18 protein-coding genes are annotated in these 21894 nt (G+C 56.1%); 6 read left to right on the forward strand and 12 right to left on the reverse strand.

The annotated features are described in order from the left end of the window. The first annotated feature begins 9 nt into the window (after positions 1 to 9). From PYL13_RS16295 to PYL13_RS16320, 6 genes are all read left to right on the forward strand, one after another. The gene (locus PYL13_RS16295) at positions 10 to 441 is read left to right on the forward strand and encodes a GNAT family N-acetyltransferase (protein WP_192487942.1); all 432 of its coding nucleotides are present in this window, start codon (positions 10 to 12) and stop codon (positions 439 to 441) included. Positions 442 to 587: 146 nt separating this feature from the next. Beyond that, positions 588 to 2201, forward strand: coding sequence for a GNAT family N-acetyltransferase (locus tag PYL13_RS16300; RefSeq protein ID WP_259142098.1), 1614 nt, complete (start codon positions 588 to 590; stop codon positions 2199 to 2201). Positions 2202 to 2650: 449 nt separating this feature from the next. After that, the gene (proV, locus tag PYL13_RS16305) at positions 2651 to 3883 is read left to right on the forward strand and encodes a glycine betaine/L-proline ABC transporter ATP-binding protein ProV (protein WP_275641998.1); all 1233 of its coding nucleotides are present in this window, start codon (positions 2651 to 2653) and stop codon (positions 3881 to 3883) included. 124 nt (positions 3884 to 4007) lie between these two features. Next, positions 4008 to 4892 carry an ABC transporter permease gene (locus tag PYL13_RS16310; protein ID WP_371815259.1) on the forward strand — a complete coding sequence of 295 codons (885 nt, stop codon included), beginning with the start codon at positions 4008 to 4010 and terminating at the stop codon, positions 4890 to 4892. Between the two features lie 58 nt (positions 4893 to 4950). Continuing rightward, positions 4951 to 5826, forward strand: a complete 876-nt coding sequence (locus PYL13_RS16315) for a glycine betaine ABC transporter substrate-binding protein (RefSeq protein WP_275641999.1) — start codon at positions 4951 to 4953, stop codon at positions 5824 to 5826. A 65-nt stretch (positions 5827 to 5891) separates the two neighbouring features. Continuing rightward, positions 5892 to 6158 (forward strand): helix-turn-helix domain-containing protein, encoded by a 267-nt coding sequence (locus PYL13_RS16320; RefSeq protein ID WP_275642000.1) that lies wholly within the window; start codon positions 5892 to 5894, stop codon positions 6156 to 6158. A gap of 12 nt (positions 6159 to 6170) precedes the next feature. Here the strand turns inward: PYL13_RS16320 and PYL13_RS16325 are convergent, their stop codons facing one another. From PYL13_RS16325 to ubiT, 12 genes are all read right to left on the reverse strand, one after another. Next, positions 6171 to 7082, reverse strand: coding sequence for an ROK family protein (locus tag PYL13_RS16325; protein ID WP_275642057.1), 912 nt, complete (start codon positions 7080 to 7082; stop codon positions 6171 to 6173). A gap of 26 nt (positions 7083 to 7108) precedes the next feature. Then, positions 7109 to 8515: a glycerate kinase type-2 family protein gene (locus PYL13_RS16330; RefSeq protein WP_441296670.1), complete on the reverse strand. Its 1407-nt coding sequence runs from the start codon at positions 8513 to 8515 to the stop codon at positions 7109 to 7111. A 34-nt stretch (positions 8516 to 8549) separates the two neighbouring features. Continuing rightward, positions 8550 to 12710 (reverse strand): bifunctional nitrate reductase/sulfite reductase flavoprotein subunit alpha, encoded by a 4161-nt coding sequence (locus tag PYL13_RS16335; protein ID WP_275642002.1) that lies wholly within the window; start codon positions 12708 to 12710, stop codon positions 8550 to 8552. Between the two features lie 344 nt (positions 12711 to 13054). Beyond that, positions 13055 to 14242 carry an NnrS family protein gene (locus tag PYL13_RS16340; RefSeq protein WP_275642003.1) on the reverse strand — a complete coding sequence of 396 codons (1188 nt, stop codon included), beginning with the start codon at positions 14240 to 14242 and terminating at the stop codon, positions 13055 to 13057. Continuing rightward, a complete protein-coding gene (locus tag PYL13_RS16345) occupies positions 14239 to 14991 on the reverse strand; it encodes an ABC transporter ATP-binding protein (protein WP_275642004.1) in 753 nt (250 codons plus the stop codon). Before PYL13_RS16345 ends, PYL13_RS16340 begins: the two co-directional genes overlap by 4 nt. Then, a complete protein-coding gene (locus PYL13_RS16350) occupies positions 14988 to 15797 on the reverse strand; it encodes an ABC transporter permease (protein WP_275642005.1) in 810 nt (269 codons plus the stop codon). The genes PYL13_RS16345 and PYL13_RS16350 overlap by 4 nt, the downstream gene beginning before the upstream one ends. A 5-nt stretch (positions 15798 to 15802) precedes the next feature. Next, the gene (locus tag PYL13_RS16355; RefSeq protein ID WP_275642006.1) at positions 15803 to 16786 is read right to left on the reverse strand and encodes an ABC transporter substrate-binding protein; all 984 of its coding nucleotides are present in this window, start codon (positions 16784 to 16786) and stop codon (positions 15803 to 15805) included. Positions 16787 to 16801: 15 nt separating this feature from the next. After that, the gene (locus PYL13_RS16360; RefSeq protein WP_303299115.1) at positions 16802 to 18952 is read right to left on the reverse strand and encodes a TonB-dependent receptor family protein; all 2151 of its coding nucleotides are present in this window, start codon (positions 18950 to 18952) and stop codon (positions 16802 to 16804) included. A gap of 98 nt (positions 18953 to 19050) precedes the next feature. Further along, positions 19051 to 19434, reverse strand: a complete 384-nt coding sequence (locus tag PYL13_RS16365; RefSeq protein WP_275642008.1) for a hypothetical protein — start codon at positions 19432 to 19434, stop codon at positions 19051 to 19053. Next, a complete protein-coding gene (gene ubiV, locus PYL13_RS16370; RefSeq protein WP_275642009.1) occupies positions 19434 to 20366 on the reverse strand; it encodes a ubiquinone anaerobic biosynthesis protein UbiV in 933 nt (310 codons plus the stop codon). Before ubiV ends, PYL13_RS16365 begins: the two co-directional genes overlap by 1 nt. Before the next feature lie 4 nt (positions 20367 to 20370). Beyond that, positions 20371 to 21348, reverse strand: coding sequence for a ubiquinone anaerobic biosynthesis protein UbiU (gene ubiU, locus PYL13_RS16375; protein ID WP_275642010.1), 978 nt, complete (start codon positions 21346 to 21348; stop codon positions 20371 to 20373). Further along, positions 21339 to 21851: a ubiquinone anaerobic biosynthesis accessory factor UbiT gene (ubiT, locus tag PYL13_RS16380; RefSeq protein WP_275642011.1), complete on the reverse strand. Its 513-nt coding sequence runs from the start codon at positions 21849 to 21851 to the stop codon at positions 21339 to 21341. Before ubiT ends, ubiU begins: the two co-directional genes overlap by 10 nt. Positions 21852 to 21894: the final 43 nt, after the last annotated feature.

A 21894-nucleotide genomic window follows, 5' to 3' on the forward strand; every position in this document is an offset into this window, starting at 1 on the left:
AATTTCCCCATGAGCCTGCCCATCATCGACATCGTTACCGAAAACCCGACCGAGCAGGATTGTGCAGCAATCATCGCACCACTGCGCCAGTTTAACCGGGCAAACCGCGGTATGATTGAGGATAAGCCGGACTTTGCCGTGCTGGTACGTGACCCTGGCACTCGTGAGGTACTGGGCGGCCTTTACGGCACCGACAGCTACGGTTGGGCTTTTGTGAAATACCTCGTCGTTCCCGAACAGTTCCGTGGCCAGAAACTCGGCTCACACCTGATTGAAGAAGCCGAAAAAATTGCTCGAGACCGTGGTTATATCGGCATATGGCTGGATACTTTCGAGTTTCAGGCCAAACCGTTTTACGAAAAGATGGGCTACACCGTATTTGGTGAACTGGAAGGCGCACCAAATGCCATCGGCCGTTACTTCCTCAAGAAAAAATTCTGATCATTTGGCCACGTCTTTTCGGTGACATGGGCGTGAGCCTAATCCCTATTGATGGCCGATTTTCACCCATAGGGAATATTTGAAGCCGAATAATTCCCAATACAATGAACACTCCCGACAGAGGTAAATCGTAACGGGAGGGGACCATGCGCATCGATGTAATCGATACGGATCAGGCGTTTGACGATGTGCGTGAGAATTGGGATCGCGTTTTCATGAGCGACCCCTTCGCACAGCATTTCCTGTCTTGGGTGTGGTTGAAACGCTATCTTTTCCGCCGCAAGCGCTGGTTTATTCTGGCCCTGCGCGAAAAGGCCGAAGGTTCTCCCTACGTCGCCTTTTTCCCCTTGCGCATTGTCACGATCCTCAATGAAAAGACCGGTCGTTTTTATGATGAAATGATCATGGCCGGGAATTTTGCCGCTGACTATACCGGGTTCCTGACCATGGCCGAATATGAGCAGCATGCCGTTGAGGGCTTCTGTTCCTATATTCGCCAGCAGAACTGGACCAACCTGAAAATAGAATATTTCTACGGTCCTCCCGGACGCCGCGAAGCGATGATACGGGCACTGCAAGGGCCGGACGTCATGTTCCGGGACAGCACGCCCAAGAGCCTGAATGACATCGACAATTGCGTGTGCCCGGGCGTACCGCTGCCGGACACTTTTGACGCCTATCTCGATAGTCGTATGAGCAGCCAGTCACGACAGAAATTACGGCGTTTCCTGCGCAAGGTGGAAAGCGACGCGGACTGGCAAATCACCTTTGCAACCCCGCAAACCATCAAACGCGACATTACAATCCTATTCGACCTGTGGCGCATAAAATGGGCGCCTTTCAAGGGCAAGGAGCGCACCGAAAGGTTGATCGCGGGATCACGCGAAATGCTGATGGATTGTTTTGTTGACGGCAATCTGGATGTGCCCGTTTTGTGGTATCAGGGCAAACCATTGGGTGCACTTGCCAATATTGTTGATCGGCAGAAAATGGCCGTCCTGTTTTATGTCACGGGCCGAGATGAAAACTGGAAAACCCCTTCACCGGGTTTTGTTCTGCACGGTTATTGCATACGACGTGCGATCGATAATGGCTTCCACTATTATGACTTCCTGCGTGGCAACGAGCCCTACAAATATATGTTCGGGCCGGATGAACGCCAGATAAGCTGCACGTTGTTTCGCTCCCGCACCGGGGAAAATCTCGGCGGCACCTTACATCCTCGTAGCATTCGCTTCGTCTATGAAAAGGCGCTGCAATTGTACAAAGAGGGCAAGAAGGGCAATGCCGAGGTTGCCTTCAAACAAGTGGTAGACGCAGCGCCACAACATTACGGCGCACGCTTTGGACTGGCAAATCTGCTGTTTGAAAAAGGAAAACTCCCGCAGGCGGAAGTTGCCTTTTCCACTCTCGCCAGGCAGGTCGATAGCCCCGTTCCTGTGCTGATGCGGTTGGGTGAAACACAGCTTGCGCTGCATCACTACGAAGAAGCATCGGTAACCTTCCAGAAAGTCACCAAACTGTCGCCATTTAACCGCGAGGCGCTCTACAAACGTGGCGTTGCACTGACCGCGTCTGGAAATACAGTCGAAGCACTGGAGATATTCTCGACGCTAAAGGGATATTATTCCGACAATCCTGTTCATCGGGAATACACTGAAAAAGCCAAGTTGGCCTTTGACCGATTGATGGGAAGTCTGGGAATTGGCCTGTCGAAATTGCCACCCGTTCCGGCGACGCCAAAACTGCTTCATTCCTGATCCAAGCCAGCACAGAAAGCGCCCTGAAAAGCCGTTATTTTTCAGGGGGTGTGGAACAAAAAGCGCGCGCGCAGATTATCGTTCCAACAACCTTAAGCGCGAAGACAATTTTGAGCTACTTTCAACCTAAAATAAGGCAATTTTAGCAATGGATTTCCACAAATTTGATTTTTTGGTAGACAATTCAAGTTAATTGAATTATATGATGAGCACACTTCATCGCGGAAGCACCGTAATTCTCAATATTACTGCGTGCAACATGGCCGCTAAATTCGCGTGCGTGACTTCGTTATTGAACAAGTTGCACGATAAAAAATCCATAATGTTCGGGTGAAACCGGACAACCAATAATAACGCAAGAAAGACTACGTATAAGGATATTTATTCTTTGACGTTACAGTCTTCAACTCAAGGAGAATGCCTGCGCTATTGAGCGCGGCTCATATTGTATGGCTTTGACAACTGAAAATGAGACGTCTGTGCAGCAGAACTCGACCAAGATCAGTCTGAAAAACATCTACAAGGTTTTTGGTGACCATCCCGAGAAAGCCTTGAAAATGCTCCGGTCAGGGCAGAAAAAATCCGAAATTCACAAAGCCACTGGCTGTTCGATCGGTGTCAATGACGCCAGTTTCGACATCCGCTCTGGCGAAATCTTCGTCATCATGGGCCTGTCGGGCTCGGGAAAATCCACTCTCCTGCGCCTTCTCAACCGGTTGATCGAACCAACATCCGGTTCGATCGAAATCGATGGACGCGATATTACCGGCATGTCGCAGCGTGACCTGATTGATGTGCGCAGACGCGACATCAGCATGGTATTCCAGTCCTTTGCCCTGCTTCCCAATCGCACAGTTCTCAACAATGCCGCCTTCGGTCTTGAAGTGGCAGGCGTTGGTGAAACAGAGCGCAACGAAAAAGCCATGGCCGCCCTCGCTGCCGTTGGTCTTGCCGGTTATGAAAACAGCCGTCCCGATCAGCTTTCCGGTGGTATGAAACAGCGTGTCGGTCTGGCCCGCGCTCTCGCCAGTGAACCCACAATTCTATTGATGGACGAGGCGTTTTCGGCACTCGACCCGCTGATCCGCACAGAAATGCAGGACGAACTTGTCCGGCTTCAGTCCGAACACAGCCGCACGATTGTGTTCGTCAGCCACGACCTCGACGAAGCCATGCGCATCGGCGACCGTATCTGCATCATGGAAAACGGCAATGTCGTGCAGGTCGGCACGCCGGATGAAATCGTTCTCAACCCAGCCAATGATTATGTGCGTTCGTTCTTCCGCAACGTGGATGTCTCGCACGTCTTCAAGGCTGGCGATATTGCCCGCAAGACGCAGGTCACCATCATCGAACGGCAGGGGGTTTCCGCAGCCGCAGCCCTGGAGCGCATGAAGAGCTTTGACCGCGAATACGCGATCATTCTCGGCCGTGACAAAACCTACCATGGCATGGTCAGTCAGACCTCCGTTGTGGAAAAGGTCAAGGCTGGCGCGAACGATCCTTACCGCAACGCCTTCCTGCCAGAAGCCGAGGCGATTGCCGCATCCGAACCCTTGTCCAATGTGATGAGCAAGGTTGCAGGCAGCCCATGGCCTGTGCCTGTCGTCGATGACAGAAACCGCTACCTGGGTTCGATCAGCAAGTCCACACTGCTGGAAACGCTTGACCGCACCAACTGATGACCATCGCAACCCCATGTCCTGACAAGCTGCGCTTTAAGGACATGCCGCCTTTTACCCCGGCGATTGCGGATGGAACAGTTCACGCCGTTCTTCGTCGTCGCCGCAACAATTGGACCCTCTCATGAATTTCGATATCGGAGACGGTATAGACATTGCCGTCAATTACATTCTGGATAACTTTTCCCCCGCACTGGATTTCATCGCCGCAGCAATCGGCTTCGTAACCAGCGGCATTCAGGACAGTTTGCTAGCCATTCCCATGCCACTTGGCATCGCCATTTTTGTCGCGCTGGCTCTCTGGCGCGTCGGCGCAGGTTTTGCGGTTTTCACAGCCCTGTCGCTTTATCTCGTCAACCATATGCAACTTTGGTCGGCAATGATGGAGACCCTGTCGCTGGTGCTGGCATCGACCATCATCGCCATGGTGCTTGGCCTGCCGATGGGTATTGCCATGGCGCGCAATGACAAGGTTGCCGCGGTTGCCCGTCCAACGCTGGACCTCATGCAGACGATGCCTGCCTTCGTTTATCTTATTCCCGCTGCCATGTTCTTCGGTCTTGGCGCGGTGCCGGGCACTATAGCCACCGTCATTTTCTCTATGCCACCGGTTGTTCGCCTGACCAATCTGGGTATTCGCCAGGTGCATGCAGAATTTATCGAAGCAGGTCTGGCCTTTGGCTGCACGCCTTCGCAGCTGTTGCTCAAGGTACAGTTGCCGAACGCCATGCCATCCATCATGGCCGGCATCAACCAGACGATCATGCTGTCGCTTTCCATGGTGGTCATCGCCTCGATGATTGGCGCAGGCGGCATCGGTAACACCGTGTTGACAGGCATTCAACGCCTTGATGTTGGCACTGGTTTTGAAGGTGGCATCGCCGTAGTCATTCTTGCTGTCATTCTGGACCGCATCACCCAGAGCCTTGGCAAGGAACGCCCTGCCTTCTGGCGTGTGCTGTTTCACAAGAACGCCCGCGAACCACAACTGGTCACTGCCACCAACTAACTTTCCCCATAAGCGGGCTCAAACCCGCCCCATGCGAACCTTCAAAAAAGGAGCACATATGTTCAAGACAATCGCTACCCTTGGCCTCGCAGCCATGATGTTTGGCAGCACGGCGACACTTTCCGTCGCGCAGGATGCCAAGCCAGTCAAAATCGGCTGGGCAGCTTGGTCGGATGCCGAGTTTGTTACCAAACTTGCCGCCAAGCTGATCACAGATAAGCTGGGCACCAAGGTTGAACTGGTGCAGACAGACGTTGCACCGCTCTATCAGGGTGTCAGCCGTGGTGACATTGACGCCATGATGATGGCGTGGCTGCCGCAGACCCACGCGGATTATTACGACAAGGTCAAAGACAAGGTTGAGACCCTTGGCACCGTTTACGAAGGTGCAAAGCTCGGATGGGTCGTTCCCGACTATATTCCGGAAGATGCCATCGCCTCGATCGAAGATCTGGCCAAGGATGACGTGAAAAAACAGCTGGCTAACACCGTTCAGGGCATTGATCCTGGCGCGGGCCTGACACGTCTGTCCGAACAGGCACTGACAGACTATGCCTTGAGCGACTACAAGCTGCAGATTTCCAGTGAAGCCGGCATGCTGACCACTGTCGACCGCGCCATGCGGTCTGAAAAATGGTTTGTCGCCACCTCGTGGAGCCCACACTGGATGTTTGGCAAATACAAGCTTCGCTACATCGCCGATCCTAAAAACTCGCTTGGCGAAGCAGAACATGTCGACATTTTGGCTCGTAAAGGCCTGAAGGAAGAAAACCCTAAGGTCGCCGAGTTCCTGTCACGCATGAAGCTGCCGATTGCCGATCTGGAAGCCGCGATGTTCAATGCTCAGGAAACCTCCTACGACGAGGCCGTTGCCAAATACATTGAAGATCATCCCGATCAGATCGCCGCATGGGTCGGCGAAGAAAAAGGCTGATAATTTTACAGCCGGGCGGTTCAGGTCGCCCGGCTGTTACCGTGATGACCGGCAGGTGACACCTTGTGACAATCCATTCTTTCCCGACTTTCTCCGCCCATGACGACACGATCGGTGGCCGTCTCTCGCTGGCCCGTGATGCAGCACAGCTTTCAACCGAAATCGTCACTGCAAAGCTCGGAATTTCCGCACTTATCTGGTCGCACTGGGAAAATGACCGCGATGAACCGCCGGAAAACTATCTCGATCCCATTGCCAGTATTCTTGGCGTCACCCGCAACTGGCTAACCACCGGGCGCGGCGATGGCCCGGCTGATATCTATTTGCAATAAGTACGCGTGCTTTCAGTCGCCAAGTGACGCGAGCCCAAGCACCGCAGCGCCCACCAGTCCCGGCTCAATGGCGCACTGCGCCTTGACCACAAGCGGTCGGGAAATTTTGCGCAGGATACGACTGCGCACCGCGTCATCAAGCGCCGACAGCAATTCCTGCGAATTTGAAAGACCGCCACCAACTGGCACGATGCTAGCGCCCGTAACGTTGACCACCAGTGCAAGCGGCGACGCAAGCAGATCGACCTCGACATCAATGGTACGAGTGGCTTTTTTATCGCCCGCACACCAGAGATCAATGATCTGCTGGCTGGACTTCTCTTCTTGATGCAGAAGTTCGTGCAATTTCTCCAGACCGCGCGCGCTACAGGTTGCGTCGATGCAGCCGTGAAGACCGCAACCGCAGCGGAACGCCGGAATATGAGCCGGTGGATTGCCCGCTTGTGTCGCAGCGACCGGAGCATGCCCCCATTCGCCGGCAAACCCGCCATTGGCATTGATCAGCTTGCCATCAATCACCAGTCCGCCGCCAACACCTGTGCCGAGGATAACGCCAAAAACCACCCGGTGGCCTTTGCCGGCACCAATGCCGGCTTCCGCCATCACAAAACAGTCGGCATCATTGGCAACGATAACCGGCAGGCCAAGCTCGACCTCGAGATCAGCTTTCAGATCACGACCGTGAATGCAGGGAATATTGGCAACAGTTGCCCAACCATTGTCTTCATCGACAACACCGGCAATCGAAATCGACACACATTCAGGCTTCGTTTCGCAGTCTTCAACCGCCTGACGGAGCACGCCGACGAACGCTGTGAAATCATCTTTCGGCGTTGTGACGCGCGGCAAAAGGCGAATATCTTCAGCCGAATACGCCAAGGCACCCTTGATCGTGGTGCCGCCAATATCAAAACACAGAATCATGGACATGCTCTCATTGCGCGTAGGGGTCAGCGGACCAGAATGGCGCGAAAATCATTGACATTGGTACCGGTTGGACCGGTGTGAAATATATCGCCAACAGCAGAAAAGCCGCTGAAGCTGTCATTACCATCCAGCAAGACCCGTGGATCAAGTCCGGCAGCCCGCAGCCGTTGTACGGTTCTACCATCAACAAAGGCACCGGCATTATCTTCAGAACCATCGATCCCATCGGTATCTGCGGCAAGTGCGCTGATATCATGGCCGTTGATGCCAATGGCAAAGGCAAGCGCAAACTCACCATTGCGGCCGCCTCGTCCGCCTTTTTGCCGCAAGGTCACGGTGGTTTCTCCTCCGGACAGCAGAACCATAGGCTTGCGAAACGGCCGGTTGCGGACAGCCACTTCGCGCGCCAATGCAGCATGCACCGACGCCACCTCACGCGCTTCGCCCTCAATCGAGTCAGACAGGATATGAGCCTCCAGCCCGTGCGACCGGGCAACATCTGCGGCGGCCTCCAGTGAAACGCTGGCGGAGGCAATGATGTGTTGGCTGTTGCGTGCAAAAACGACATCACCGGGATGTGGCGCATCCGCTGCTGGCGAATTCAGATGCCGCAATGCGGCCGCCGGCAGGGCAAGTTTGTACTGCCTGACGATCTCAAGCGCATCCTGCCGCGTCGTGTCATCCGGAATGGTTGGGCCCGATGCCACAAATGCTGGATTGTCGCCGGGAATATCCGATACGATCAGGCTGACGACCCGGGCTTTTGTCGCCGCGGCAAGACGACCACCCTTGATGGTGGAAAGATGTTTGCGCACGATATTCATCGCAGAGATTGGCGCGCCCGACGCCAGTAGCAACTCATTGAGGGCGATCTCGTCCTGAAGCGTTAAACCTTCTGGCGGCGCAGGTAACAAAGCCGAACCACCACCGCAGATCAGTGCGATCACCAGATCATTTTCTGAAAGCCCCGAAATGGTCTCGAAAAGCCGCTTGGCCCCAGCAAGCCCATTTTCATCCGGCACCGGGTGGGCGGCCTCAATAACCTCGATTGATTGCGTCTTACAGCCATATCCGTAGCGGGTCACCACCACACCGCTCAACGGTTCAGGCCACAGGCCTTCAAGAGCAGCGGCCATTTGTGCAGCGCCTTTTCCAGCACCGATCACCACCGTGCGGCCATTCTTCGGCGGTGACGGCAGATGTTTTTTAATGCCGATCAACGGGTCAGCAGCCTCAACCGCCGCTTTGAACAGAGCCTCCAGCAAGGCGCGATCCCTGGCTGTATCAAAAGTATTATCCAGTCCCAAAGCTTGCCGTCCACTTCGTGATTTCGATACGGCAGGATTGGTGATGAATGCCGCAGAAGCGATTCTTAGGAACAATCGCGCGGCTTGCCAACATTCTTTTGATAGACCGCTGCGCTTGTCCATTTCGGACATGAACAAGCACGCTACAGCAGCCTGCTCAGTAGACATCCCTAAGGTAACGTTTTTCGGATGAAAGCCGCTTCACATATGCCTCGGCGGCATCACGATCCATGTTGCCATGCCTGGCAACAATATCCCTAAGAGCGGTATCCAAATCCCGCGCCATATGGCTTGCGTCACCACAAATGTAGAAATACGCTCCCTCCTCCAACCAGGAAAACAGCGCGGCACCCTGCTCTTGCATGCGGTGCTGAACGTAGATTTTTGCGCCCTGATCGCGGGAAAATGCCAGATCAAGACGGTTGAGGTGGCCGGTTTTCTGCCACTGCTCCAATTCCTCACGATAATAAAAATCAGTCGCCTGCCGTTGCTCACCGAAGAACAGCCAGTTTTTTCCTTTCGCGCCCGTGGCTTGCCGGTCCTGAAGAAAGCCCCGGAACGGCGCAATGCCGGTGCCAGGCCCCACCATGATCACGGGGGCATCTGAATTGTGCGGTGGACGAAAATGCGCGGAAGGCTGCACAAAAATCGGCACCGGACAGTCCGTGGCACGATCTGCCAGAAATGCCGAGGCTGTACCTGAACGGCTCATCCTTTCATTGAGATAGCGAACAACAGAGACGGTCAGATGAATTTCGTGAGGATGTGATTTCGGGCTGGACGCAATCGAATAAAGCCGCGGCTGAAGCCGTTTGAGATTGCCAACCAGATCCTGAGCACCAAGGGAACAAGGCGCAAAAGCCACCACATCGGCAATCTGCCGGCCCCACAGCCAGTTCGCCACCTGCTCCTTCCCACCAGCCAGAATGTCGGTCAGGGCTTTGTTACCGGACAGTGCCGCCCACGACTTTGCAAAATCAGCACTTGCATTGCCGATCTCGAGATGGCGTTGAAGCGCCTCGAAAACCGGCATTTCGCCCAGACCATCAAGCGTCACAGGGCTATCGGCCTTCAGGTGAAGTGAGGTCAGAATTTCTTCCGCCAACATCGGGCAGTTACTAGGCCACACGCCCAGCGCATCCCCGGCCTCATAGACCATACCGCTTTGGCCAAGATCAAATACAAACTGGCGAACGTCCTTTGCCCCGCCCTCTTTCGTCAGGCATCGATTGACCAGAAGCCGAGACGTGTAGGGAGCTTTGCGCGTAAAAGCCGGTTTGGCATCCGACTTCGCGGTCTCAACGAAACCGACCGATGATGAGTCTGAGGCAACTGCCGCCTCCTTTTTTGGCTGCAGTTGTTCGTGGACACGTGTTTCCCACTCGACAATGACGTCCTGATAATCCGGCTCGCAATCCATCCGCTCAGTCAGGCGCTGCGCCCCAAGTGTCGCCAGCCGCTGGTCCAGCTTACGGCCAAAACCGCAGAACTGGTCGTAATTGCTGTCGCCAAATGCACAGACAGAATAGTGAAGCCTCTCCAGTCGCGGGGCGTTCTCCGCATTCAACATCGTCCAGAACGCCTCGCCTCCATCGGGCGGATCACCATCACCAAAGGTGCTGACGAAAAACAGGCAGATGCCGCTATTCGCCATATCCTCAACTGACAGGTCTTCCAAGGCAACAAGCCGGTGATGTTTCCCCTGTGCGGCCAGTTGTTTGGCAAAGGCACTCGCTGCGGTTTCCGCATTGCCGGTCTGCGATGCCCAGGCAATAACAATGCTTTGACCTGCACCTTCCACATCGTCCGTCGGCACAAGAAACGGCGCCAGCGGCACCGTGTCAGTCTGTCTAAGGCGACTGCGTGAAAAAAGCCCCGCCAGCATGCCATCGATTAACAGCCGACGTTCCTGCACAAAGGGTGCATTGTCAGGCAGAACCGGTGTTTCAATAGTACCCAAAGTAGCTGCCGCATTTAGGCCAGTTATAAAGCCTTGCAGATAGGTCTGCTCGGGAGTGGTCAACACCGGTGCAGGCGCCAGACTGACACCGGTCATCCTGCTGAAAGCGGCAATTTCCGACACGGGAGAAAGAGAAAAGGCGGTGGCTGGATCTGCAATGGCGTTCACGGCGAAGGTCTCCTTTGCGGATGCGGGCTTGTTGGCTTTTTCGCTGAGGCGAATTGAAACGGCCGTAAATTTGAATTCGGGTTGAAGGGAGATCGGATCAACCGCATCACTGGTCACAGCATTGATGGCGAGATCATCGCCAAACACATCGTTCCAGTGAAATGGCGCGAAACAATTACCGGGCAAAACGCGGTCGGAGACCACAGCCGGTAGAATAGCCCGTCCGCGTGCGCTTCTGATTTCCACCCTGTCCTTGTCTTCAATGCCGAATTCGGCAGCATCCTCAGGATGGATCTCGACAAACGGACCGGGGTTGAGCTTGTTCAGCGTAGCGATCTTGCCGGTCTTGGTCATCGTGTGCCACTGGTGCTGCAAGCGGCCGGTATTCAGGACAAAGGGTCGCTCCGCCCCCGGCATTTCAGCAGGATCCATATGCGGCCGTGGGAAAAAAGCAGCCTTACCGCTGGCCGTGGCAAACACCAGCCGTGGTGCTCCAGCATTGTCCATATTGAGGGGTTGGCTCTGGCTGTCATTAAGGTAGCGGATCGGATTGCGGGACGCGCTTTCTGTCGATGCCACCGGCCACTGCAATGGACCGCGGCTTAACCGTTCATGGCTTGCCCCACGAATGTCGTAGCCGGTTTTCGGGTTCCAGGCCTGTTTGATCTCTTCAAAAACCTCCGCTGAAGAGGTGTAGCTGAATGCCTCGGCATATCCCATTTCTTGCGCAACGCGGGAAATCAGCAACCAGTCAGGCATCGCGTCGCCCGGTGGCTCAACCGCCTTTGGTGTCAGCGTGATGTTGCGCTCCGAATTGACCAAAACGCTGTCGCCTTCGGCCCATAACGCGCCGGGCAGGAGAATATCGGCGTAGATATTGGTTTCGGTGTCGAGAAATGCGTCTTGCACCACCACAAGCTCAGCTGCCTTCAAACCCTTCAGGACATTGTCGCGGTTAGCAACGCTGGCAACCGGGTTGGTGCAGATGATCCAGCAGGCCTTGATCAGCCCGTCCGCCATCTCCTGAAACATCGAAACCGTTCCACCACCCGCTTCCGCTCGCAGGCTTCCACGCGGAACGTTCCAGAGATCTTCGATGAAGCTTCGGTCTGCTTCAACAAGTGCGGAACGCTGGCCCGGTAATCCCGGACCCATGTAGCCCATTTCACGCCCACCCATGGCATTGGGCTGGCCGGTCAGCGAGAAAGGTCCGCTCCCGGGCCGACAGATCTTGCCCATGGCAAGGTGCAGATTGCAGATCGCATTGGTGTTCCAGGTGCCATGTGTGCTTTGATTCAGCCCCATGGTCCAGCAGCTCATCAACTCCCGCGCCGTACCCATCATGTCAGCAGCCTGCAGAATATCTGTGACTGCAAGCCCGGTAATGTCAGAGACTTTTTCAGGCGTGTAATCGGCCAGAAAAGCAGGCATTTGCTGCCAGCCCTCAGTAAACTCGGCGATAAAGCCGCTGTCTGTATGGCCGTTTTTGACAATCAGATGCAGAAGACCGTTGAGCAGCGCCAGATCGGTTCCCGGCCGAATTTGTAGAAACAGGTTCGCCTTGACCGCCGTGCCATTACGGCGCGGATCAACCACGATAAGACGGGCACCCTGTTTGACGCGGTCCATCATCCGCAAGAACAGGATCGGATGACAATCAGCCATATTGGCGCCGATCACAAAAAACAGGTCGGCCTTGTCGAAATCCTCGTAAGAACCGGGCGGTCCATCAGAGCCGAGTGACAGTTTGTAGCCACTGCCAGCACTGGCCATGCAAAGGCGCGAGTTGGATTCGATATGTTTGGTGCGGATAAATCCCTTGGCCAGCTTGTTGGACAGATATTGCGCCTCCAGCGACATCTGCCCGGACACGTAAAGTGAAACCGCATCCGGCCCGTGCCGTTCGATAATCGCCTTCAGCCTCTGCGCGGTTTCCTTGATCGCCTTTTCAACGGGAACTGGAACCTGGTCCTGATCGCGTTCATGGCGCATATGTGCCTTATCCATCCGGCCCGGATCCGCGATAACCTGCGCACAGCTATTGCCCTTCGTGCAAAGCCGGCCAAAATTTGCCGGGTGGGTCTTATCGCCGGAAACCTTGACCACGCGGTTATCCCTGACCTGCATCACGATACCGCAGCCGACACCACAATAGGGACAGGAACCTTTGACCGTTCTGGTATCTGTCATGGCAAAACCTGCATACACATCACCCGGTTCGAACAAGACCTTCCGGTCTTTTGAAAATCCCAAAAACAAAAAAGCTGCAGATCGAAAATTGCCGTTCCTTGAGGAACGTCAGTTTCAGATCAGCAGCTTTGCTATAAGCGCCCGCCGTTGGACGCCTTCAAAACGAAGCAACAAGCATGCCAAATAAAAACGGGATTGTAATTGCAGCGAAAAATGCCCGAACACGGGTCCACGCTTGGGATTGATTTTAGGTTCAAGGCACAAAAATCGGCAGCATCAATTTGCCATGCCTACACAACGGGCAGTGAACTCAGGGGCGAACACAGAGGTGTAAGACCCTCAGATCAGCCGCAAGCCCCCTGATCATCGACACCCGGTCGCAGCATGAATGGCATGAAGCCATGCAACCACACGCCAAAACTCAGCGCCCACAAGGCAGCACTCAGACCATGATGATAGGGCGCTATGGCGGATAGTGCATCAAACTCGGGAAGCACCCGAACCAGTGCGGCAAGGATCATCAGACCAGCAGAAACATGCGCCTGCCATGGCAAACGGTCGAGGTTGCGCCCCGTATGACGAAGGCCGGCGATGATAAACACCGCCATGACAGCGCAGCCGAGCGCGCCCAGCGACAACATATGCAGACCGGCAGCGGGCGATAGGTTAAAACCAAGACGGGTTGCCCCAATCGCCAGAAAACCGATGCCCGCAAACGCATTGCCACAAGCCAGCAGTAGAACCTCGGTTTTGAACGCAGCGCGGCCGACAAACCATTCAGCCAGCCGGTCGAAAAATGCAGCGCCGGCAGCAAGAGCAAGCCATGCAGACACGTCACCGTCTGGGAAGGCGAGTTTTGCCACCAGATAGAGCGTGACCATGGCACCCGCCATGTGTCTGCGTCCGGGATGCGGCCGGTAAGGCGAGCTTTCGCCCGTGGGATCAAGCGCCAGATTGATGACAACGACATTGATGCGCGAGGCCGACAAGGAAAACAACACGATGAAAATGCAAAGGGCGGCTTCCAGCATACGAGATGCCAGTTCAACATCGCCAACCTGCCAGGCATAACGAACACCGGCCTCAGCCCCGGCAAACAAAAGCAGCCAAGCCAGAAATGCCAGATGTTTTGTCGTGCGCCTCTCCAGCATCGCCCTGCCAATGATAGCGGCGATGCCAACCAGAAATGCAAGATCAAACACACCTGCGAGCAGGCTTAAAGCATCAGCTCCCAAAGCACCGATAATCCGGGCGGGCAACCAAAGTGCGGCAAGACAGAGCAGCGTATTGCCGGTGCTGGTTTTGGTATCGGTCCATTCTGGCACGGCGGCCACCAGAAATCCGGCCAAGGCCATGCCATAGGTGCCAAAAATCATCTCATGCGCATGCCATTGCGACGGGGTTATATCGTGAGCAAATGGCAGGTCATAACCGCCCACCAGCACCCATAAGAAGGGCCAGAGGGCGCCATGCAGGGCTGCAAGCGGAAAGAACAACCGCAACGCTTCGGACAGGATCAGATGCCGTTTCATCGGCGCCGCTCCCGTGCCGAAAACAACTCACCGAATGCCGGATCACGCGACAGTCGGTCTGCCTCTTCAAAGATCATCCGTTCCTGACGCTGCCCCGGCTGCCCGTCAGGCAGATAATTGGCAAGCACCCGACCATCAAACCCGGAAAGCACAATCAGCCGGTTCGCCACCCGCAGCGCCTCATAAAGATCATGCGTCACCAGCAGGGTGGCGAAACCGCGTCTGGTCGCTGCCGCAATCAACAAATCCTGCAAATGGCGTCGCAAGCCGACATCCACGGCACTGAACGGCTCATCGAGAAACAGCATATCCGGATCTACGGAAAGCGCCCGTGCCACTCCGGCGCGTTGACGCATGCCGCCGGAAAGCTCAACCGGGTATTTTGTAAAATCGGTTTCTTCCAACCCGACTTCCAGCGCAAAGGCACTGGCAATCTGCCGGCGTTCGCGTTTCGACATGCCCTCGGCCGCAAGACCATAGGCAATATTGTCGATCAATGTCATCCATGGCAAAAGCCGCGGCTCTTGAAACACCAGCCCTTGCCGGTGATAACCTCTTTGCAGACGGCCCTTTACCGGTTCGATAATGCCGGCGGCAATTTGCAGGATGGTCGTCTTGCCACTACCGGAAGGGCCGAGCAAAGCAACGGTTTCACCCTTTGCGACATCCAGATCGAAATCCTCAAACAGGGTCCGTCCTAGAAAGGCGTGACCAACACGCTCAAAATGCAGGGCAACAGTGTCATTCATCGTCTCACACCCCATGGCAGCCCGGCGGCCCGCCACCGCTCCACCGCTTCGCGCAGCAGATGCAGCAATCCGTAATCGGTCAGCAGTGCCAGCGTTACGGTGATCGCCAGCCACGCCGTTACCTGCGGAATGTCGAACAGGGCCCGAGCGGTTGCCAGTTCGCCGCCAATGCCTCCGGAATTGGAAAGAAGCTCTGCCATGACGGTGACCTTCCATGCGCTGCCAGCCGTCGTGGTCCAGGCGGGAAACAGGTACGACAGCACATGGGGAAGAGTGACGGTGCGGAGGCGATAAAACCACGACGCCCCAAAAGCCTGTGCCATGACCTCAAGCTGCCGGTCACGTTTGGCTACCCCTTCCAGTGCACCGGCAAAGGACACCGGAGCGGAGGCAATTACCACGGTCATGACAGCCGTGCCGCCGGATGACCCAAACCAGATCAGCGCAAGCACGATCCAGCCGATCGGCGGCACGCCCAGCATCACCGTCACCACCGGCTTCATCAATCGCATGGCCGCAAAGGAATAACCTGCCAGCAGTCCAGCTGTCGTGCCGATGCCAGCCGCGATCACAAAACCGGCAAGCGCACGCACCGCGCTTTGCGACAGAATGTCGAAGAAATCAGGTCGGGCTGCCAGTTGCGCAATCGCAGAAAACGTCTCTCCCGGCGACGGCAGAATGAACGAGCCGTAGATTTCATGCCCGGCCTGCCAGGCAGCGAGAAAACAGAATATTCCCGAAAGTCCGGCCCACCCCGCCCAGAGATAGCGCCCAGTCCAGCCGAAACCTTCGAGAATACGGTTCATGTCATTCACACCAGATAGAAGTTGTCATCCGGCTTTTTACCGCCGATAATGGCGGGGTTAGCCTTGGCAAGCTCATCATAGAAGGCCTCGAGATCAGCCCGCGCCGCACTCGCTTTCAATGCCGACAGGTGGCTGGTCGGGAAGGAAGCAGCGATAATGTCAGCCGGGAAGCCCAGCGCATCGGCAGCGGCCTCTGCGGCGGTCTGCGGATTGGCAATGGCACTTGCCAACGCCGTCTCGATACCCGTCTGTAATACCGCGATGCCGGCCTTGCCAAGTTTCTGCTGAAACTCCGATGTCAGCGCCAAACCGGCCTGTGGAATTTCAGCTTTGCCGGACACCCTGGCCCATTCCTTCTGAACATCAATGGTGCGATGCACGGTCATGAAGAAGGATTTGGCCTTGATCAACACGGCGGTCGCCGCGGGTTCGCTGAGCAGCGCGGCATCAACCCTGCCCGTCAACAGCAGTTGCACGGCTTCCGGTGGGGAAGCAGCATATTCAAGTGCGATTTCCCCTGGCTTGATGCCCTGTTCTGCGATCAGTCGGGCCAGCACGAAGTCGGGCATGTCGTTCTTGAACGGCAAGGCAACTGTCTTGCCTTTCAGGCTTTCCAATGACGTCAGCGTTTCGTCTTTCGACACGATGTAGAGAAGGCCGGTGGTCAGCACGTTCAGGAACCCAATGCCTAGCCCGCGATTGTGAAGATTGGCCGCGCCGTAACTTGGCATGACGACCGCCCCCATCGAGCCGGAAGCAACGGCGGCCCGCATTTCATCCGGTGTTTTCCACGCCTTGAAGATCGCCCCCGGCGCAACCTCGTTCAGGAGGCCACCCTTAACCGCATGGGCAAGCACGGCCGATGGTGCCGCCGGTGGGCCATAAAAGGTCAGCGGTGCCTCAGCCCTAAGCAGCGAGGGTGCGACGAGACCGGCGACCGTAAAGGCTGACAGCGCCGAAAGGGTTTGGCGGCGTGTAAACAAAGTCATGATCCCGTCCTTTTGTTAGAAACGTGCCTTGATGCCGGCATAAAACGCACGTCCATCACCCGGCAGGTAAACCGCTTGACCGGCGCTTGCCTGATCAAGAATGAGCGTGGAGGAGGCATAGGTCTTGTCGAAGACATTGGTGACTGCGCCGTAGACCGACAGCGTGTCGTTGATGCGATATTCGCTCTTCACATCGACAACGACGTAAGGATCGGCAAACACCGTATTCATGTTATCGACCGGGGTTTTGGAGGGCACCCACTGCAAGGCTGCACCGATGTCCCACTGCTCACTCAGCGCATATTGCAAGGCCAGATTGACGACATGGCGCGGTGCGCCGGCCAGTCGGTTGTTGCCACGCACCGGATCATCATGGAACCGGAAGTCCTGCAGCACATAGGCCATGCGTGCCGTCAACCCGTCGATGATTTCGCCGGACACACCAAATTCAAGACCGGCATGGGTCGTGTTGTCGGCATTGAAGGCCGCCAGCAAGGAACCGCTGCTATCGCGCAGGCTCAACAGCTCATTGTCGACCCAGGAATAATAGGCCGTCGCATCGAAGGTCCACAGGCCACGTTCACCGCGCCAACCCATCTCCACCGTTGTTGCGGTTTGCGCGTGGAGATCAGGTGTCGAAAAGCCTGTCGGCGAGGCGTTTGGTGTGCCGCCGGTGGTGCCGAGAAGATCATCATGGGTCGGTGGTTCAAAGCTGCGGCTCAACGCGGCAAACAGCATGTTGTTTTCATCTGGCCGCCAGCTTGCAGCAATGGCCGGTGACCAACCGCTGTAGTTGCGCTCATAGCTGGTATCGACAGCGGCCACATTCGACAGGACACCACCAACGGCACCATAGGTCAGACGTGGCCGCGTTGCTGCCGTCCAAAGATCTTCACTGTCACGCGTTGCATAGGTGTAGGACAAGGAAGGCGACAGCGTCACCGTATCGGATAGCGGGATGTTCAATCCGGCATTCAACGATAACGTCGAAGCATCGAGATCATTGCTGGAGAAAGCCGGTCCATCACCACCGGCGCGATTGATATTGTAGGTGCGGTCCGACGAGCCAACCGTGTACTGCACGGATGTTTCAAACAGCGGCAACAGGGCAGAAGCATCCGGCTGATAGGCGTAACGCAACAGGCCGGTCACATCGCCACCTTCGGTGCGTCTTACGCCACTCGACACCGGAAAGCGGAACATGTCCTTGGTGTAGGTGTAACCGAGACCGATATCGAAAAGATGTTCTTCCAGCTCGATTGATGTACGAGAGCCGATCAGGAACTGGCTGGCTTCACGACGCGGTTTGTCGCGGATGACATTGGGGCCCTGACTGGTGGGTGGGCCTAGTGAAACCTGTTGCGGATTGGCCTCCATCGCGGTCTTGTTCAGCGGTCCAGCCACGTCAAAACCAAGATCTGTATAGCTGGCAAAGATACGGGTTTTCACAATGTCGGAAAGCTCGGCTTCCACCACGCCGCCGACATTAACCCGACGGGAATCATTATAATCGCGGAAACCGTTACGGCGGCTGACATCGGCATAAAATCCGGCTGCGAAACGTTCGCCGTCAAAACCGGTTCTTGCGGAAACATCGGCCTGCCCAAAGCTGCCACCGCCGGCGGAAATGGTCGTGCCCTTTTCGACCGGCGAAGCGAAATTGATCGCCCCACCCAGCACACTCGCACCCAGGCGGTTTGCCGTGTAACCACGGTAGACTTCAATAAGACTGGCCTGCCCCGGATTGGCCAGGCCGACAATATAAGAGCCATCGGCGCGGTTGATTGGCAGGCCATCTTTCAGCACCAGAATTCCGCGTTCAACCGGGTTTTGCTGCAAACCGGAGCCGCGGATCTGGATACGCGGCTGGTCATTGCCACCGAAGAACCGTTGAACAACAACGCCGGGAGCCGAAGACAGCGCTTGGGCCAATGTCGGCACGGCTGGACCGGCATCCGCCTGCGGCTGAATAGAGGAAACCCCGCCCGGAACGGCCTTTAGACGTCTGCGCGCCTGCTCCACGCCCGACAATGTTTTGCCTTCAACCGTGATCGTGTCCAGAACTGTCGTAGAGCCGGGCGCTGCCGATTGTGCCAACGCAACACTCGAAACCCCGGCGGCGAGCAATGCCGTTACCGTAAATAACCCAGTCCCCAACAAGCGCATACGCCATTCATCCCTTGATAGACTTTACTGTCCCGGAGATGACATTTTGCAAGTACCCGCTCTTTGCTCTAGAACAAAGAACAGAGAAAACATGACAATTAAATGCATGTTTCTGGAGAGGTTATTTCCTTGAGAATTCGGGAGCCCTCCTGCGCGGCAGCAGCAATGTCTGCAAACAGCAGGCTAGCCGCTTCGATAATGCCGCTGTCCATCTCGTCATCCTCGGCAAAATCCCCCAGCATATCCAGGAGGATACCGATCTTGCGGCGCTCCTCACGCGCCATCGCCAATAGTTTCGCCTGATTGCGCTGCTGTTCAAACGCCTCGAGCTGCTGCAGGGCCGCATCCACCTTGTCGCGACACTCACAGTCCAGTGCACTTTTCATGATCACACTGCGCACCAGATGAATGGCGTCGGGAATGTCGCTCACGTTCAGGGTTCTCGGCTGCATTTTTTCAACCGGGTTTTGCATATCGATCATCAGAGGTTTGTTCCATGCGCCGTGTTGCGAGCGCGGGCAACCCATGCGGCACCCTCGCGTCCGTGATGGAAACCGTTGGAAAGCGGTACGCCGGGATAGATGCGCTGCATCTGTTCGATGCCATCGTCGGCATCGCACCGACCGGCCAGCACATCATCATAAATCTTGGCAACCGCCACCATGTCACAGTCCTGCGGCGAGAGACGGAAACGGGAAACACCCGCCTGCGCCAAATCATGCAATTCCCCCAGCAACGACTGGCAAGTATGTGACACCGTCTGCACACCGTTCAGCGCCAGAAACGACTGCTGATCAAGCGTCTTGACCGCCAGACCATCCGGATCATCCTTGCAGACGAACTGGCAATTATCCTTGATGTTGCCCTTGGAGCGGGCATGGGCACAGCGCGCCGAAATGGCGAGCGGCATGCGGCCGAATGCAAATACCTCAAACTCAACATCAGGCGTGTCAGCAACAATGCGATTGACCGATTCCACCGGCAACTCCGGCGGCAGACAGATCGTGGTGGCGCCACGCGAGGCCAGCAGCCGCGCCGTTGCAGCATTATACACATTGACCATTGGACCAATGACATGCGGCGTGCCGCGCAACATGCCCAAGGCCGACAGGTCGTTTGCTTCCACAGGGTAAGGGCTGTCGGCGATCAGGCCACGAACATGGCGGCTTTCGCGCTCCAGCGTCACCAAGGCAAGGGTCGACAGAACAATCTGTTTGCCGGCATTTTCCAGCCGTTCGATAACCTCGGCCAGATGCGGTTCGGTAAAGTGGAAGCGCTTGGAACAGACGGTTTCACCAAGAAAGACCTGGGTGACCGGTGCCTCATCAGCGATGCGGAAATAAAAATCACGCCACTTTTCCCCTTCCCACAAATAGAGAACGGGCCCAAGTGTCAGCGTTGCTATTTGTGACATGCCATTATCTCCAGCGTTTTTCGTATGCGCCCGACGTGGTGCGCTGGCCTTCACTCAAAAGCCTGAGCCGCGACAGAAGTTTGCCGCGTTCATCGGCGCCGGCATCCAGTGCCTTGCGAAGGGTGGACACAACCTCCGCCACATAGGCCTTGCCGCGTTGTCTGCCTTCGATTTTCAGCGCGCTGACGCCGGCATCGCGCAGGGCGTCAATCTGATCCATCACATCAAGTGACACCGGGTCTTCAAAGGCGTACCCCTTGTCATCGGCCACATCGAAACGGCCCTTGCACAGGGTCGGGTAACCCGCCGCCTCACCATCCGGAAAACGGTTGATGGTGTAGTCGCCAAGCTCCGACACCAGGTCCTTGCCGTCCTGCCGGTAACGCACATGGCTGGCCGGAGAACAGACGCCATTCATGTTCGGCGACTTTCCCGTGGCATAGGACGAGAGCGAACAGCGTCCTTCCGCCATGACGCACAGACCGCCAAATACAAAGATCTCAATTTCGCAGCGGATCTGCCGTGCCAAACGGGCAATATCCGGAATGGTCAAGGTTCGTGGCAGCACAACTCGTTTTGCCCCAAATGCATCGACGAGGAAGTTCACGGCATCCGCATTGGAAGCGGAGGCTTGTACCGACACATGGATACGTTGCTCGGGGAAGGTTTCCGCCACGTGGGCCATCAAACCGAAATCGGCAAGAATAAGCGCATCGGCGCCGGCCCTAACGGCATCGGCCGCGGCGCGGTACCAGATCTCCTCGCTGCCTGCCCGCATGAAGGTGTTGAGCGCCACGAAGGTCTGTGTGCCATGTTTGCGGGCATAGACAATCGCGTCCGCCAGTTCTTCACGCGAAAAATTCAGGCCCGGAAAATTGCGGGCATTGGTCTCGTCACGGAAACCGCAATACACGGCATCAGCCCCCGCATCGACGGCCTCACGAAAGGCGGCTGGCGTTCCTGCAGGACAGATCAGTTCCATGCCGCACCCCCGCCTTCAGACGGGATGCGCCCACGCAGGTTGCTTGCAGCCTTGGTCACCCACGGACCAAGCGGCCCGGCAATGCTGCCCAGATCGTGTGGCAGATCGACACCGCTGTCATCCAACGCATTTCTGAGCGCCAGCATGGCCTCCATGTCTCCGGTAACCGTCAGATCACGCGAGAAGAACAGTGCGTCCGCGTCTTGCCGTCCCTCCATCAGGGCAAGCAGCATGAATAGCGGTCCCGTGACCGAAGCGTCCGCTTTCAAGGAACGGCTTTTACGGCTGACGATGATTGACGAACGTGCCGGATGAACCACAAAAGCAAATGGCAGATCGTTTGGCAGAAACGCATAATGTTTGTTGCGATGTTCCGCCAGGCGACCAAACAGATCGGGATGTTGCTTCATGATTTGCGTCAGCATCAGCGCGGTCATGCGCTGCACAATCGGCAGCGGCAGATAGCGCATCGGTTTCGCAAGAGCGGTGGGGAAAGTCATCATGGGCGTCTCTAACTCTATGGACCAGTGTGCGGCAAACTAACCG

This window comes from Agrobacterium sp. Azo12, assembly GCF_029193765.2.
Classification (GTDB): Bacteria; Pseudomonadota; Alphaproteobacteria; order Rhizobiales; family Rhizobiaceae; genus Agrobacterium.

Excerpts from the sequence above, each read along its gene's own strand:
- PYL13_RS16295 (WP_192487942.1), top strand. The coding sequence starts at position 10 with ATGAGCCTGCCCATCATCGACATCGTTACCGAAAACCCGACCGAGCAG.
- PYL13_RS16300 (WP_259142098.1), top strand. The coding sequence starts at position 588 with ATGCGCATCGATGTAATCGATACGGATCAGGCGTTTGACGATGTGCGT.
- proV (WP_275641998.1), top strand. The coding sequence starts at position 2,651 with ATGGCTTTGACAACTGAAAATGAGACGTCTGTGCAGCAGAACTCGACC.
- PYL13_RS16310 (WP_371815259.1), top strand. The coding sequence starts at position 4,008 with ATGAATTTCGATATCGGAGACGGTATAGACATTGCCGTCAATTACATT.
- PYL13_RS16315 (WP_275641999.1), top strand. The coding sequence starts at position 4,951 with ATGTTCAAGACAATCGCTACCCTTGGCCTCGCAGCCATGATGTTTGGC.
- PYL13_RS16325 (WP_275642057.1), bottom strand. The coding sequence starts at position 7,082 with ATGATTCTGTGTTTTGATATTGGCGGCACCACGATCAAGGGTGCCTTG.
- PYL13_RS16330 (WP_441296670.1), bottom strand. The coding sequence starts at position 8,515 with ATGGACAAGCGCAGCGGTCTATCAAAAGAATGTTGGCAAGCCGCGCGA.
- PYL13_RS16335 (WP_275642002.1), bottom strand. The coding sequence starts at position 12,710 with ATGACAGATACCAGAACGGTCAAAGGTTCCTGTCCCTATTGTGGTGTC.
- PYL13_RS16340 (WP_275642003.1), bottom strand. The coding sequence starts at position 14,242 with ATGAAACGGCATCTGATCCTGTCCGAAGCGTTGCGGTTGTTCTTTCCG.
- PYL13_RS16345 (WP_275642004.1), bottom strand. The coding sequence starts at position 14,991 with ATGAATGACACTGTTGCCCTGCATTTTGAGCGTGTTGGTCACGCCTTT.
- PYL13_RS16350 (WP_275642005.1), bottom strand. The coding sequence starts at position 15,797 with ATGAACCGTATTCTCGAAGGTTTCGGCTGGACTGGGCGCTATCTCTGG.
- PYL13_RS16355 (WP_275642006.1), bottom strand. The coding sequence starts at position 16,786 with ATGACTTTGTTTACACGCCGCCAAACCCTTTCGGCGCTGTCAGCCTTT.
- PYL13_RS16360 (WP_303299115.1), bottom strand. The coding sequence starts at position 18,952 with ATGCGCTTGTTGGGGACTGGGTTATTTACGGTAACGGCATTGCTCGCC.
- PYL13_RS16365 (WP_275642008.1), bottom strand. The coding sequence starts at position 19,434 with ATGATCGATATGCAAAACCCGGTTGAAAAAATGCAGCCGAGAACCCTG.
- ubiV (WP_275642009.1), bottom strand. The coding sequence starts at position 20,366 with ATGTCACAAATAGCAACGCTGACACTTGGGCCCGTTCTCTATTTGTGG.
- ubiU (WP_275642010.1), bottom strand. The coding sequence starts at position 21,348 with ATGGAACTGATCTGTCCTGCAGGAACGCCAGCCGCCTTTCGTGAGGCC.
- ubiT (WP_275642011.1), bottom strand. The coding sequence starts at position 21,851 with ATGATGACTTTCCCCACCGCTCTTGCGAAACCGATGCGCTATCTGCCG.